The sequence below is a fragment of the Microbacterium sp. OR16 genome (genome assembly GCF_047306725.1).
Taxonomy (GTDB): domain Bacteria; phylum Actinomycetota; class Actinomycetes; order Actinomycetales; family Microbacteriaceae; genus Microbacterium.
The window spans coordinates 2,129,715-2,143,480 of the sequence record NZ_JAZEXK010000001.1; the positions used below are offsets into that span (position 1 = coordinate 2,129,715).

The 13,766-nt window shown below is 69.1% G+C and carries 12 protein-coding genes; 6 read left to right on the plus strand and 6 right to left on the minus strand.

The window, feature by feature from the left end; translation table 11 throughout:
- Positions 1-29 precede the first annotated feature (29 nt).
- The 4 genes from V2S05_RS10370 (at position 30) to V2S05_RS10385 (ending at position 4,448) form a co-directional block, all read left to right on the plus strand.
- Entirely contained in the window at positions 30-803 is a 774-nt protein-coding gene (locus V2S05_RS10370; RefSeq protein ID WP_413635097.1) for a DeoR/GlpR family DNA-binding transcription regulator, read from the plus strand.
- 232 nt (positions 804-1,035) lie between these two features.
- Complete coding sequence (locus V2S05_RS10375; protein ID WP_413635099.1) at positions 1,036-2,028, plus strand: carbohydrate ABC transporter permease; 993 nt, start codon at positions 1,036-1,038, stop codon at positions 2,026-2,028.
- The gene (locus V2S05_RS10380; protein ID WP_413635101.1) at positions 2,028-2,984 is read left to right on the plus strand and encodes a carbohydrate ABC transporter permease; all 957 of its coding nucleotides are present in this window, start codon (positions 2,028-2,030) and stop codon (positions 2,982-2,984) included. Before V2S05_RS10375 ends, V2S05_RS10380 begins: the two co-directional genes overlap by 1 nt.
- Positions 2,985-3,080: 96 nt before the next feature.
- Positions 3,081-4,448 (plus strand): extracellular solute-binding protein, encoded by a 1,368-nt coding sequence (locus V2S05_RS10385; RefSeq protein WP_413635103.1) that lies wholly within the window; start codon positions 3,081-3,083, stop codon positions 4,446-4,448.
- A 34-nt stretch (positions 4,449-4,482) separates the two neighbouring features.
- Here V2S05_RS10385 and V2S05_RS10390 read toward each other — a convergent pair whose 3' ends face one another.
- The gene (locus tag V2S05_RS10390; RefSeq protein ID WP_413635105.1) at positions 4,483-4,965 is read right to left on the minus strand and encodes an Lrp/AsnC family transcriptional regulator; all 483 of its coding nucleotides are present in this window, start codon (positions 4,963-4,965) and stop codon (positions 4,483-4,485) included.
- 156 nt (positions 4,966-5,121) lie between these two features.
- Here V2S05_RS10390 and V2S05_RS10395 point away from each other — a divergent pair, with 156 nt between their 5' ends.
- Positions 5,122-6,345, plus strand: a complete 1,224-nt coding sequence (locus V2S05_RS10395; protein WP_413635106.1) for an NAD(P)/FAD-dependent oxidoreductase — start codon at positions 5,122-5,124, stop codon at positions 6,343-6,345.
- Between the two features lie 305 nt (positions 6,346-6,650).
- Here the strand turns inward: V2S05_RS10395 and V2S05_RS10400 are convergent, their stop codons facing one another.
- The 5 genes from V2S05_RS10400 to V2S05_RS10420 all read right to left on the minus strand — a co-directional run bounded on the left by V2S05_RS10400 (position 6,651) and on the right by V2S05_RS10420 (position 12,252).
- On the minus strand, positions 6,651-7,454 hold the full coding sequence (locus V2S05_RS10400; RefSeq protein WP_413635108.1) for a MerR family transcriptional regulator: 804 nt from the start codon (positions 7,452-7,454) through the stop codon (positions 6,651-6,653).
- Positions 7,455-7,728: 274 nt separating this feature from the next.
- Positions 7,729-9,621, minus strand: coding sequence for a DUF5107 domain-containing protein (locus V2S05_RS10405; protein WP_413635110.1), 1,893 nt, complete (start codon positions 9,619-9,621; stop codon positions 7,729-7,731).
- A 62-nt stretch (positions 9,622-9,683) separates the two neighbouring features.
- Positions 9,684-10,484 (minus strand): ABC transporter permease subunit, encoded by an 801-nt coding sequence (locus V2S05_RS10410; protein WP_413635111.1) that lies wholly within the window; start codon positions 10,482-10,484, stop codon positions 9,684-9,686.
- Positions 10,481-11,515 carry an ABC transporter ATP-binding protein gene (locus tag V2S05_RS10415; RefSeq protein ID WP_413635112.1) on the minus strand — a complete coding sequence of 345 codons (1,035 nt, stop codon included), beginning with the start codon at positions 11,513-11,515 and terminating at the stop codon, positions 10,481-10,483. Before V2S05_RS10415 ends, V2S05_RS10410 begins: the two co-directional genes overlap by 4 nt.
- Positions 11,512-12,252 (minus strand): TetR/AcrR family transcriptional regulator, encoded by a 741-nt coding sequence (locus V2S05_RS10420; RefSeq protein WP_413635113.1) that lies wholly within the window; start codon positions 12,250-12,252, stop codon positions 11,512-11,514. The genes V2S05_RS10415 and V2S05_RS10420 overlap by 4 nt, the downstream gene beginning before the upstream one ends.
- Before the next feature lie 80 nt (positions 12,253-12,332).
- Between V2S05_RS10420 and V2S05_RS10425 the strand changes: the two genes are divergently transcribed.
- On the plus strand, positions 12,333-13,535 hold the full coding sequence (locus V2S05_RS10425) for a class I SAM-dependent methyltransferase (RefSeq protein ID WP_413635114.1): 1,203 nt from the start codon (positions 12,333-12,335) through the stop codon (positions 13,533-13,535).
- Positions 13,536-13,766: the final 231 nt, after the last annotated feature.

The following is a 13,766-nucleotide window of genomic DNA, read 5'->3' on the forward strand; positions in this document are numbered from 1 at the left end:
GCGCGGCTCACTGACAGACTGAGTCCGACATGAAACGGGCCGCCAGACTCAGCGCCATCCTCGATCTGCTCGCAGCTCAGGGCGAGGTGAGCGTCGACGACCTCGTCGAGCGCTTCGGGGCATCGCCCGCGACCACGCGGCGCGACCTCGACAGCCTCGCCGAGCGCCGCCTGCTGACCCGCACGCACGGCGGTGCGGTGGCGCAGTCGGTCGCCTACGAGCTGCCGATCCGGTTCCGCAGCCACCACGCCACCGGTGCGAAGGAGCAGATCGCCGCGGTCGCGGCATCCCTGGTCGAGCCGGGGCAGGTCGTGGGTCTGTCCGGCGGCACCACCACCAATGCGATCGCGACGGCGCTCGCCGCGCGCGACGACCTCGCCGATCGGGGCATCACGGTCGTCACGAACGCCGTCAACATCGCCGCCCAGCTCGCCATGCGCCCGGAGTTCAAGGTCGTCGTCACGGGCGGGGTCATCCACGCCCGCAGCTTCGAGCTGGTCGGCCCGTTCGTCGAGCAGCTGCTGGGCGGCATCCGGCTCGACGTCGCGTTCATCGGCGTCAACGCCCTTTCGGCCGACGCCGGAGCCAGCACGCACGACGAGGCCGAGGCGGCGGTGAACCGCATGATGGCGCAGCGCGCCGGACGCGCCATGATCGTCGCCGACGCCTCGAAGATCGGCCGCACCGCGTTCGCCCATCTCGGCGGCCCCGACCTCTTCCCGCTCGTCATCACCGACTCCGCCGCGACCGACGAGCAGCGAGCGGCGCTGACGGATGCCGGGTTCGACGTGCGAGTCGGCTGACCGCGCGGTAATCCCACCTGACCAGCCCTGAGAAGAAGTCGCACGGGCGCGATTCCGCAATCATGCCCCTCTTCTCCCGCCCTGGCAAGGCCCGTCCCTTCCACGTCGATGCGGCCTACGGTCAGGGCATGCGAAGGTGGGCCTCTGTGTGCGCGGCGCCGCTTCGCGCTCTTCCGAGCGCGATCGGCGCACGTAGCCGAGTGCCCGATCACGAGCGGGACGGAGGCGGCAGATGAGCATCACGACGACGCCCGAGGCACTCGTGCCGGCGGAGCAGCAGGCCGCGAAGAAGCGACGGTGGTTCCGCCGCGCGCCGAAGCCGGCACGTGACCGCATCAACAAGCGCGAGGCGATCGCCGGGTACCTGTTCATCACGCCGTGGATCATCGGGTTCCTGGTGTTCACCGCCGGGGCGATGATCTACAGCCTGTACATCTCGTTCAGCAACTACAACCTCGCCACCAACAGCGCGCGCCCCGTCGGCCTCGACAACTACGCCGAGCTCTTCGACGATCCGCGAGTCATGGTGTCGCTGGGCAACACGCTCTTCTACGTCGTGATGGCGGTGCCGCTCGAGATCATCTTCGCGCTCGTGCTGGCCATGCTGCTCAACCGCGTCGGCCGCGGAGCCGGCATCTTCCGCACGCTCTACTACCTGCCCAAGATGACGCCGGCCGTCGCGACGGCTGCGGTGTTCTTCCTGCTGCTGAACGGCAACAGCGGAGTGATCAACGAGTTCCTGCGCCTGTTCGGCATCGAGGGCCCGCAGTGGCTGGTCGACCCGGCCTGGGTCAAGCCGAGCATCGTGATCATGACGCTGTGGACGGTCGCGGGCACCATGGTGATCTTCCTCGCGGCGCTGAAGAACGTGCCTACCGAGCTGTACGAGGTGGCATCCCTCGACGGCGCGGGGAGTGTGCGCAAGTTCTTCTCGATCACGCTGCCGATGATCTCGGGCGCGATGTTCTTCAACGTGATCGTGCTGTCGATCGCCGCGTTCCAGATCTTCGACCAGGCGTATCTGCTGTTCTGGCGCGATCAGAGCAACTCCTCGCCCGAGGCGTCGCTGTTCTACGCGATCTACCTGTTCCAGCAGGCTTTCCGGCAGTTCAACTTCGGGTTCGCGGCGGCCATGGCCTGGCTGCTGTTCGTCATCATCATGATCATCACGGTGATCCAGGTGAAGTTCGGCAACAAGTTCGTCTACTACGAGGGAGACCGCTGATGGCGACCTCGCTGCCGCACACGTCCCGGCGCGAGAACCCCGAGCGCCGGGATCCGTCCACGGTCGTGAACACCGTGCCGAAGCGATCGAAGTGGCGGCGCAACCTCAGCCAGCCTCGCAGCTTCGCGGCGCGGATCGTGCTGACGATCATCCTCGTGGGGTTCGGGCTGCTCTTCCTCTACCCGTTCGCGTGGCTGGTCGCGGCGAGCTTCAAACCTCGCGGCGAGGTGTTCGACAACGCCCTGATCCCCAAGACGTTCGTGCCCGAGAACTACGTCGAGGTGTGGAACCAGCTGCCGCTGATGAGCTGGCTGTGGAACAGCGTGGCCATCGCCGTGCTGGCGGCCACCGCCGTCGCCGTGTCGAGCTCGATCGTCGCGTTCGGGTTCGCGTACTTCCGCTTCCCCGGGCGCGGGCTGCTCTTCGGCCTCGTGCTCGCGACCATGATGCTGCCCGGCGCGGTCACCATGATCCCGATCTACCTGATCTGGAAGGAGACCGGGCTGCTCGGCACCTGGGTGCCGCTGTGGGGCATGAACCTGTTCGGCTCGGCGTTCTACATCTTCCTGCAACGGCAGTTCTATCTCGGGCTGCCGCGCGAGCTGTTCGAGGCGGCGCGGCTGGACGGATGCAGCTATTGGGGCCTGTTCTGGCGGATCGCGATGCCGCTGTCGGTGCCGTCGTTCGTGATCGTGTTCCTCTTCGAGTTCCAGGCCAGCTGGAACAACCTGTACTCCGCGCTGATCTACCTGAATGCGGGATCGGTCGACGACTTCACCGCACCTCTCGGCATCGCCTACGCGATGACGAAGTACAGCCCCACTGCCGGCGGCCACGGCGACTACCAGTACGTCATGGTCGCCTCGCTCATCGTCACGGTGCCGATGCTCATCCTGTTCGCCTTCGGTCAGCGCTACTTCATCGAGGGCGTCGCCACGCAGGGGAGGAAGGGCTGATCCCGGATGCCGGCACGCGGGCATCCGGACGACACGACTTGCACAACAGAACAGCGGCGGCGTTTCGCGACCGTCGCTCGAACGAGAGGAAGAGAGATGCACAAGCGCATTCTGGGGATCGCGGCGGTCGTCGCGGCATCCGCTGTCGTGCTGACCGGATGCGGGGGCGGCGACGACGCGTCCGATATGGCGGAAGCCGTCGACTGGGGTGCCCAGGCGACGGGCGAGCTGAAGGCATGGGGCTTCGAGAACGCCGACGACGTCGGTCAGTCGCGCCTCGACTACGCCGAGGAGCAGCTGAAGGATGTCAAGGTCGACCTCGACGCCACCGCGTTCGACGCGCAGAAGTTCACCACGCGGCTGGCGGGCGGCAACGTGCCCGACGTCGTGCAGATGGACCGCCGCTACGTCACCACGTACGCCGCGCAGGAGCTGATCATGCCGCTCGACGAGTGCCTGAAAGAGCAGGACGTCTCGCCGCGCGAGCACTGGTACCCCTTCGTCGTCGACGACGTGACCTATGACGACGAGATCTGGGCGGTGCCGCAGTTCTACCAGCCGCCGGCGATCCTCGTGAACAAGAAGGTGCTCGACGAGGCCGGCGTCACCGTCGACCAGATCGACACCTCGAACGCCGACGTGCTGCTCGACGCCATCGGCAAGATCTACCAGGAGGACAACGGCGTGCCCACGCGCCTCGGCTTCGATCCGCAGGCGACCGGGCAGAGCGGGCTGTGGATCCTCGGCATGGGCGGGCAGCTCAACGACGACGACGGCAAGCCGACCCTCGACGATCCGAAGAACGTCGCCGGCATCGAGATGCTCAAGAAGATCACGGATGCCCAGGGCGGCTACGCCGCGGTGAAGAGCTTCACCGACTCGTTCGACACCTTCGGCGACAACAACCAGTTCGTCGCCGGCCAGGTCGGCGCGCAGGTGAACGCGCAGTGGTACCCGAACGTGCTGTCGCCCTACATGGACGAGCTGCAGCTCGAGGCCGTGCCGTTCCGCGGCGCCGACGGCGAGCCCTTCTCGGTGGCATCCGGAACCGCGTTCGTCGTGCCGGCCGGAGCGAAGAACCCGGCCGCGGCGTGCGCATGGATGGTCGACCTTACTTCGGACGAGGCGTGGGCGGCCGCCGGCAAGGCACGAGGTGAGACCCGCGAGAAGGACGGCGGCGTGAACACCGGCCTGTTCACCGGCTCGCCGGCCGCCGACAAGGCGATCCGCGACGAGTGGGTCACCGAGAGCGGCAACGCCGGTTTCGACCAGGTGATCTCGACGTACTACGACGTGGTCGACTACGGACAGTCGTTCGGATCCTCGCCCGCCGGCCAGGAGATCCAGAACGAGCTCAACAACGCGATCACGGCGGCGCTGCTCGGCGACAAGTCGCCCGAGGAGGCCCTGAAGGACGCCCAGAAGGCAGCGATGCGGGCCTACGAGAACATCGAGCAGGACTGAGTCTCGGGGCGGGTCGTGCGGTCGGGCCGTCAGGTCACAGGCCGCGCGACCCGGCCGCCTGGGCGAAGATCAGGCTCGTGCTGGTGGATGCGACTTCCGGTTTCAGGCTGATCGTGTCTGAGACGAGTTCGCGCAGCGCCGCGGCATCCGGAACAGCGACGTGCACGAGGAAGTCGCGATCGCCCGCGAGGAAGTAGACCCGCTGCGTCGCGGGCAGTTCTTCGAGGTAGGTCTGGAATCGGCGCAGGTCGCCGCGGGCGTGGGCGTGCAGACGGATGGTGATGAGCGCCTCGAGGTGCAGCCCCAGCGCGCCCGGTGAGATCTCGGCATGGAAGCCGACGATCACTCCGTTCGCCTGCAGGGCGCGGACGCGCTTCAGGCACGTCGACTCGGCGATGCCGGCGATCGCGGCGAGCTCGGTGTTCGATATGCGCCCGTTGCGGCTCAGCTCCGACAGGAGTGTGCGGTCGATGGCATCCAGCCCGGCGTGGGGGGATGCCGAAGAATCAGGGCTCACGCGACCACTTCCTCGCCTCGAGGTGAAGATTTTCACCGCATCAAGGCGATCTTACGCAGGATCTTCGGTTCCAGACCGCGTCGTCACTCGGATCTGCATAATCGCAGGTAGTGGGCGCTTACTCGCTCCCGCGAACAGCTGTCTCAGGAGGACGCAATGACGCGCACGATCATCGTCGGTGCAGGAATGGTCGGACTGGCCACGGCATGGCATCTGCAGGAGCGCGGTGTCGACGTCACGGTCATCGACCGGGTCGGTGTCGCCGCTGGCTCGTCGTGGGGCAACGCCGGCTGGCTGACGCCGGGCAAGACGATCCCGCTCGCCGACACGGGCCTGTGGACGTACGGGCCGAAGGCCCTGCTCGACCCGGATGCCGCGCTGCACGTGCCGTTCCGCGTGGATCCCGGGCTGTGGATGTTCCTCGGCCAGTTCGCCGCGCACGGTACGAACCGCGCCTGGGATCGCACGATGGCCGACCTCACGCCCATCGACAAGATCGCGCTGGAGTGCTTCGACGAGCTGATCGACGGGGGCGTGCAGTCGTGGACCCGCGAGGGCCCGTTCGTGATCGGGTTCAAGCAGGAAGCCGACTCGAAGGGCTTTCTGCACGAGATCGAGGGCGTGATCCGGCACGGGCAGGATGTGCCCTTCACGCGTCTCGAGAACCCCCGCGAATTGGCGCCGGTGCTGTCGGATGCCGTGACGCACGCCTACCGGCTCGACGGGCAGCGCTTCTTCGAGCCCGCGCCCTTCGTCGAGGCGCTCGGCGCCGCCGTCGTCGAGCGCGGAGCCGAGCTGATCACCGGGTACGAGGTCACCGATGTCTCGTCGACTCGCCGTCCCGTGGTGACGATGTCGAACGGGCAGCGACTCGAGGCGGACTCGGTCGTGATCGCGACCGGCGCCTGGATGCCGGCGCTGGCCCGCAAGCTCGGCGTGCGCACCCGGGTGCAGGCCGGCCGGGGATACTCGTTCACGGTCGCGACCTCGGTGCCGCAGGAGCATCCGGTGTACTTCCCGTTCCAGCGCATCGCGTGCACCCCGTATCAGGGCCGCTTCCGCATCGCCGGCACCATGGAGTTCCGTCGCCCGGACGAGCCCTTCCAGCCGCGGCGGGTGCAGGCGATCATCGCTCAGGCGCGGGAGATGTTCACCGGGCTGGATCTCGACGACCGTCAGGACGAGTGGGTCGGCTCGCGCCCGGTCACTCCAGACGGTCTGCCACTGGTAGGCGCGACGCAGGCGCCGAACGTGTACGTCGCGGGCGGTCACGGCATGTGGGGCATCGTGCTCGGCCCCGCAACCGGCAAGCTGCTCGCCGAGCAGATCACGACGGGCCGCATCGCCCCCGAGATCCGCCCATTCGACCCGCTCCGCTGACCCGCGCGCTCGCCGCCGGGCGTCCGCGGCCCGCGCTTCCGGCGCGGGCCCGCCTTTGGCGGCATCCGGGGTCAGTTCCGTACGCCGACGCGGCCGAAACCGTACCCGATCGACCCCGCATCGGCGGAATCCATCCCTGCGGTGCCTGCATCCGCCGTTAGGGATGCATTCATCTGGTCAACGTGACCCTGCACCGGAGAAATCCATCCCCCAGGGTGCCTGCCACCAGGTCAGGGATGCATTCGTCTGGTCCGCAGGCTAGCCGACCAGCGACATGCATCCCTGACAGGCCCGACTTCGCGTGCTCAGGCCCGCGAGACGGGCTGCTGCAGCTCGGTGACCCAGTGGGACTCGTCTTCGAGGGGCCACGACCGCACATACAATTCGCGGCACGGACCCGAGGGTACGAAACCCCCGGCGAGCATCTCGGCGTGCAACGCGTGCCAGGTCTCGCGGATGCCCGACATCGCACCGAGGTGGATGCCGCACACCGCGCGCTCCTCAGCGGCGAGCTCGACGATCTCAAGACCTTCGATGGGGTCGCCGGCGTACGCGTAGCCGATGGTCAGCAGCATCCCGTCATCGGTCGGGCGGTACTGCGCGATCGGCGTCTCGAGCATCCCCTCCGTCTCGGGCAGGCGGTCTTCGACCTCGCCGAACATGGCTCCCACATACCGGCCCACCTCGTCGGCGGGCACGGTCGCCGTGCGGGCGATCAGGCGGACGGCGGGCAGAGGCTTCTCGATGAACTCGGCGGATGACATGCGATTCTCGCTTTCGATCAGGTGGAGGCGCCGTTCCACGTCGACGAGTCGCTCGGTCGCGATGCGGTGCTCGCGTTCCACCGCATCGCGGTGTCCGCGCAGCATCTGTATGAGTCGATCCCCGTCGATGCCCTCATCGAGCATGACGCGGATCTGCTCCAGCCCGAATCCGAGTTGCCGCAGCGCGACGATCCGGTGCAGTCGGTCGAGCTGCGAAGGATCGTACGAGCGGTACCCGCTGTACTCGTCCACGTGAGCGGGTACGAGCAGGCCGGCGGTGTCCCAGTGTCGCAGCATGCGGTGGGTCACCTGGCCGATCTGTGCGAACGCTCCGATGGACAACATGCTCTGATTCGACCGCCTAACACCGTGTCAGGGTCAAGTCTGGCCGATGGATGCCGGGTGGTCGCGGTGCTGGTGAGTCCGGAGCGGCTGCGGAGCCGCCGCGCTCAAGAGGCGTGGCAGCAGACAGATGCGCTGCGTGAGCGCTTGGCGCGAGCTCGCTCAAGCAGCCTGAGAGAGCGCCGCCCGGCATCCGGGGTCAGTTTCGTACGCTCATGCGGGCGAAACCGTGCGCAATCGACCCCGCACCGGCGGAATTCACTCCGGCGGCGCGGCGTCAGGCCATCGAGAAGTCGTAGCGCTCCGGCACGGGGCGGGCGGGGAAGGCCTCGCGCCACAGGTCCGACATGCTCAGCTCCCCCTCGCGGATGTCGGGCACGTCGAACTCGTCCTCGAGCATCCGCCGGGCCTCATCGCCGGCTCCGGATGCCAGTGCCGCGCGCACCGCGAGCACACGGAACCGGCCCCGTGAGCGGAGCTCGGCGGGCAGCGAGTCGACGAACCCGGATACCTCCTCCGCCCGCCCCGCGGCCAGCAGGGCCTCTCCGAGTTCGAGGGCGAGCGGCGCGAGGCCGGGGGCCAGGGCGAGCGCATCGGCGAGGTGGGCGACACCGGCATCCCCCTCGTCCGCCGCCGTCTTCAACAGCCCGCGCCCGCGCAGCGCCCAGGCTGTGGGGCGCAGCCGCAGCGATGCCTCGTAGTGCGCCGCTGCCTCCGTGCGGTTCCCGCTCGCATGCGCCGCGACCGCTCGGTGGTAGTGCGTCAGCCACGTCGGAGTCGACTCGGCGAGCAGCCGGTCCCAGAGCGGGCCGGCGACATAGCTCGGCGGGGGCGTGGCGGCGTCGGAGTCACCCGCGTCGGCGAGGCCGAGCAGACCGCGCCAGTAGTCGGCATCGTCACCCGCCATCGCATCGAACCGCACCCCCGGCAGCGTGTCGAACGGTGCGTCGTATCGCGCCGCCAGCGCCGACTCCAGCGCGCCCCAGGGAGCGCCGACGTTGAGCATCCGCTCCGGCGCGAGATCGGCCACGGCGTCCAGGCGCGAGGCGTCCGCGGCATCCGTCGCGCGGCCGACCTGCGCGCCGACGACGGCGCAGGCCGCCGCCCACTCCGCGTCGGCGCCGTCGACGTGCAGCGGCAGGAAGGTCTCGGTCCACTCCCAGGTCGCCCCGCCCGGCATCCGCAGATTCTCGTACTGCGTGGTCGTAAGGCCGCCCTGGATCTCGAAGTACGAGCCTCCCAGCCACTCCTGCCAGTGCCGCCCGCCGGTGGTGTCGCCCCAGACGAACAGCTTGCGTCCCGAGAGCCGCACGCTCGAGACGTGCGCGAGTCCGGTGCCGTCGGGTTCGAGCGCCGCGATCCACGGCATCGCATCCCCGCCGAGGTCGTAGAACCAGTCGGCCGCCTGCGCGGCGTGGGCCGGACGGCTCACGTCCGGTGCGGCGACGTCGACGTGCGCGAGCGTGCCGTCGTACTGCGTCTGATATGCGTGCGTCGCGGGGGCGAACACCCGCGAGCTCTCGGTCTGGGCGACGGCGATGTTCGTCCACCAGTACATGCCGGTCTCGTCGGCGTGCGGATTGCGCACCCGCACGCGCACGTGCAGCGCGGCGACGGTCGAATCGAGCGTGGCGTCGATCTGCACGATCACCCCACGCACCCGCTCGTACTCCCACATCCGCAGCACCGGTTCGCCGTCGGGCGCGGTCAGCGCGGCGGCGTACAGCGGCGCGCAGGTCAGCGGCCAGTGGCCGCGCATGCCGATGTTCCACTCCACACCGCCCGAGAACCACGCGTTTCGCAGCCCGAGGTTCGCCGGCTGGAAGACCTCGTTGCGGTAGACGAGGTCGCGCCCGGTCGCCTTGTCGAGCAGACGCACCAGGCGGCCGCCCAGATCGACGGCGAACTCGGCCCGCAGCAGGTCGTTCTCGAGCACCGCGACGCGCATGGGCTCGTCGGTGCGCTCGCGCGCGTACTGATCCTGCAGCAGATAGGGGTGGATGCTGCCGACCTGGCCGTACCGGATGTTCTCGGCCAGGTCGTCGGGCAGCCCGTCGGTCGACGCCTCGTACGGCGCCTGCGGCATCGCGGCGACCGCGGGCAGCGGATTCGGTGCGCCCACCGGCGCCGACGGGAGGGTGACGGTGTCGAGGGTGAGCGTGGCAGTCATGATGATGCTCACGCTAGGGCATCCGCGCCCCGCCGCGCTGACCGATGCCGTGCGCGGCGCGGTCACCCCCGCAGGTCGCGTCGTGACAGGGCAAGGGCGGATGCCACGGCCAGCACCAGCGCGATGCCCCAGACGAGCAGCAGGCCGCCCACGTCGACGCCGTCCTTGAGCGGCGGCTGGTGATACACCCACGCGTACGGCGAGAGCGCGTTCAGCCACTCCAGATCCTTCGACTGCTTCGCCACGGCCTGGAACACGTACCCGAGCACGGCGACGCCCGCGGCGACACCCGTGGCCCAGGCCTTGCGGCCGGTGAGGGCCCCGGCGAACAGGCCGGCCATCGCGCTGAGAAACGCCAGTCCGGTCAGGGCGAGCGCTGCTCCGACGATGTGCGGAGGATGGATGCCCAGGCCGGCCGGCTCGTTGAGCGCGAACACGATCGCGCCCGAGAACGCGCCCAGCCACAGCAGCCGCACGAGCACGGCGAGCGCCGACTCGGCGGCGTACTGCGCGCGGCTGATGCCGTGCGCGAGGTCGAGCTCGAGCCGGCCCGACTCCTCGGCGCCGGCGATCGCCGCCGAACCCCACAGCACCGCCGCGATCGTCAGCAGCAGAAAGCCGAGCAGTCCGTAGAACGTGCTCTGCGCGTAGCCCGCGCCGGAGGCGATCTGGTCGTAGCCGAGCGTCTCGATGAGCTGCGGCGGCAAGGCCTTGATGACCTCTTCGAGCTGCCCGCTCGCGCCGAAGCTCGGGTACAGCGGCAGGTACAGGAACAGCACCGCCGCGATGCCGAGGCTCCACCCGATCACGCCGCGCCACGACTCGCGGATGTTGCGTCGGAACACTGACAGGATGGCGCTCATCGCGCACCTCCCTCTTCGCTGACGTCGTCGCCGACACCCCTGCTTCCTGCTGAGACCCCCGCCTGCGACCGTCCGTGCCCAGGGGTGTCGGCGGAAACTGGGGGTTTCGACGAAGAAGGTGTAGAAGAAGAGGCGTAGAGGCGCAGCACGCTCTCTTCGAGGTCGGGCTCCTCGACGGTCAGGTCGTGCACCGTCGCCTGGGCGAGCACCTTCACGAACGGGTCGATCGCGCCCTCGACCGTCGCGGTCAGATTCGCCACGGAGCCCTGTGGCGTGATCTCGAGCTCGTTCACGCCCGGGATGCTTGTGAAGCGACGGCGCAGGGCATCCGGATCCGCCGCGTCGAGCGAGACCCGCACCCGTCGCACCGAGCCGAGGCGCAGCGAGGCGACGTCGCCGCTGGCGACGACCCGGCCGGCGGCGAGCACCGCGACCTCGTCGGCGACCTGCTGGATCTCGCTGAGCACGTGCGAACTGAGCAGCACGGTCTGGCCAGCATCGCGCGCTTCGCGCACCATCGCGAGGAATTCTCGCTGCATCAGCGGATCGAGCCCGCTGGTCGGCTCATCGAGGATGAGCAGCTCGGGCCGGTGCATGAACGCCTGGATCAGGCCGATCTTCTGCTTGTTGCCCTTCGACAGGCTGCGCACTGGGCGCGTCAGGTCGACGCCGAGGCGCTCGGCGAGCTCGGACGTGTATCCGCGATCGACCGGGCCCGACACCTCGGCGTAGAACGACAGCATCCGGTGCCCGGTGACGCGGCCCTCGAGATGCAGCTCGCCGGGCACGAAGCCGATCCGTCGTCGCAGTCGGGCGCCGCCGTGCCGCGGCTGCTCGCCGAGCACGCGCACCTCGCCGGAGGTGGGACGGATGATGTCGACCAGGGTGCGCAGGGTCGTCGTCTTGCCCGCGCCGTTCGGCCCGATCAGGCCGTAGATCGTGCCGCGCTGTACATGCATGTCGAGGTCGTGCACGGCGGTGCGTCTTCCGAAGCGCTTGTGCAGTGCGGTGATGTCGATGACGGAACTCATGACGCCCCTCCTTCGATGGGCTTCTCGGATGCTCGTGCGGATGCGGATGCGGATGCGGATGCGGCGTCGGGTGCGGCCGCGGGTGCGGGTGCGCCGTCTGCAGGCGCGCCGTCGGATGCCAGTGCCTGACGCGCCCCCTCGAGGAACGCGGTGCTCGAGTAGATGCCGTGCGTGAGCAGTTCCAGAGTGGGCAGGGTGGTGCGCATCATGCCCGCAGGGCTGAGCTGGTCCTGCCCGAGCATCCGGCCGATCTGTGCGCGCATCATGACCGGTGCGAGTCCCATCATCACCACGAGCAGTGTGGTCATCTCGGGGTCGCTCATGTCGACGAGAAGGCCCGCGTCACGCTGCTCGTCGAGCACGTCGCGGGTCACACGGACGATCTCGTCGAACAGACGGTCGGCGGCCGGCGAGCTGTCACCGAGCATGCGGCCGAGATAGTCGATGTACGGGCCGTACCGCTCTACATCGTGCAGGGCGGCGCGGATGCGGTCGGCAGTCGGAGCCTCGATCAGCTCATGCTTGTCGTCGATGAACGCCGCGACCACGTAGTCGTCGCACGCGGTGCGCAGCGCATTCTTGTCGCCGAAGTGGTGCACGATCAGGGCGGCGCTCACCCCGGCATCGGCGGCGATCGCTCGCATGCTGGCGGCGTCGAAGCCGTCGCGGGCGAAGGCGCGGATCGCCGCATCGCGGATGCGGGCGCGAGCGGTGAGGTCGTCAGATGCTGAACGCATGTACAGCATGCTAAACGTGCGTTCAGTCGTTGTCAATGGGAGCGGCTCCGCAGGCCGCGGAGCGGCGATAGTGTGAGCGAGTGACGGGCTTCGACTTCCAGCGACTGCGCCGCTTTCCCGACGTCGAGGCTCCGAACCTGCAGGCCTGGGACGCCACCGACGAGCTGCTCGTGCGGCGCGCTGTCGAGTCGGGGGTCGACGGCGACGAGATCGCGGTCATCGGCGACGAGTACGGCGCGATCGTCCTCGCACTGACGGATGCCGGGATGCGCGGCATCCGGGTGCACCAGGACCTCATCACCGGCCGGCGCGCGCTCGCCGCGAATGCGCGCGCACTCGACCTGCCTCTGCCGGCCGCGCACGAGCTCGACAGCTCGCTGCTCGCCGGCGTGCGTCTCGTGCTGCTGCAGCTGCCGAAGGGGCTCGCCGAGCTCGAGGAGATCGCCGACGCGGTCGCCCGGTGGGCCGCGCCGGACGTGACGCTCGTCGCGGGAGGGCGCGTGAAGCACATGGCGCTCACCCAGAACGAGGTGCTCGCGCGGCACTTCTCCCACGTGCAGCCGCAGCGCGCGGAGCGCAAGTCGCGGCTGATCGTGGCATCCGGTGCGCTGCCGGTACCCGACCAGCCGCCGTTCCCCGTCAGCCGCCGGCACGACGGCTTCACCCTGAGCGCATACGGGGCGGCGTTCGCCGGCGCGCGTCTCGACATCGGCACCCGGGTGCTCATCGACGTGATGTCGACGCTCGTGCCGCCGTCGCCGGCGCCGGCGTCCGCGCCGTTCCATCCGATCGACACCCCCGCCGGCGGCCTTCGCGCGGAGTTCCGCCCGGTCGCGAGTCCGGCCCCGCTGCGCGTCGTCGATCTCGGATGCGGAACGGGGGCGCTCGCCGTGGCGTTCGCGCAGCAGCATCCGGATGCCGTGATCACCGCCACAGATCGATCGGCCTCCGCGGCGCGCTCGGCGCAGGCCACGATCGTCGCGAACGGTCTCGCCGCGCGCATCACCGTCACGCTCGACGACGCAGGATCCGAACTGCCCGATGGGTCGGCCGACCTCGTGCTGCTGAATCCGCCCTTCCACCTCGGCACGAGCGTGCACGAAGGGGCGGGTCATCGCCTGATCCAGGCCGCCGCGCGACTGCTGCGCCCCGGCGGCGAGGTGTGGACGGTGTTCAACTCGCACCTCGATCACCGCGGGGTGCTGACCCGCGACGTCGGCGCGACCGAGCAGGTGGCCCGCACCCCGAAGTTCACCGTCACGCGCAGCATCCGCCGCGGCTGAGCGATTCGAACTGGGATAGGAACCCCCGGTGACGCGCGAAAACCATAATGAGGATTTGCCACCGGATCAGCCATTCGTTAGCGTTGCTAGGTGGCCGAGAGGTCACATGACCAGTCCGCGGCCGCGTCCTTCTTTCGACATGAGCTGTACACGAAGAGGCGTGGGCGTACGGTCGATGTTCTGTCGCGGGGATCCGAAATCCCCGTCCGTGCCGCTGTGCAGCATCTGTCG

Excerpts from the sequence above, each read along its gene's own strand:
- V2S05_RS10370 (WP_413635097.1), top strand. The coding sequence starts at position 30 with ATGAAACGGGCCGCCAGACTCAGCGCCATCCTCGATCTGCTCGCAGCT.
- V2S05_RS10375 (WP_413635099.1), top strand. The coding sequence starts at position 1,036 with ATGAGCATCACGACGACGCCCGAGGCACTCGTGCCGGCGGAGCAGCAG.
- V2S05_RS10380 (WP_413635101.1), top strand. The coding sequence starts at position 2,028 with ATGGCGACCTCGCTGCCGCACACGTCCCGGCGCGAGAACCCCGAGCGC.
- V2S05_RS10385 (WP_413635103.1), top strand. The coding sequence starts at position 3,081 with ATGCACAAGCGCATTCTGGGGATCGCGGCGGTCGTCGCGGCATCCGCT.
- V2S05_RS10395 (WP_413635106.1), top strand. The coding sequence starts at position 5,122 with ATGACGCGCACGATCATCGTCGGTGCAGGAATGGTCGGACTGGCCACG.
- V2S05_RS10400 (WP_413635108.1), bottom strand. The coding sequence starts at position 7,454 with ATGTTGTCCATCGGAGCGTTCGCACAGATCGGCCAGGTGACCCACCGC.
- V2S05_RS10405 (WP_413635110.1), bottom strand. The coding sequence starts at position 9,621 with ATGACTGCCACGCTCACCCTCGACACCGTCACCCTCCCGTCGGCGCCG.
- V2S05_RS10410 (WP_413635111.1), bottom strand. The coding sequence starts at position 10,484 with ATGAGCGCCATCCTGTCAGTGTTCCGACGCAACATCCGCGAGTCGTGG.
- V2S05_RS10415 (WP_413635112.1), bottom strand. The coding sequence starts at position 11,515 with ATGAGTTCCGTCATCGACATCACCGCACTGCACAAGCGCTTCGGAAGA.
- V2S05_RS10420 (WP_413635113.1), bottom strand. The coding sequence starts at position 12,252 with ATGCGTTCAGCATCTGACGACCTCACCGCTCGCGCCCGCATCCGCGAT.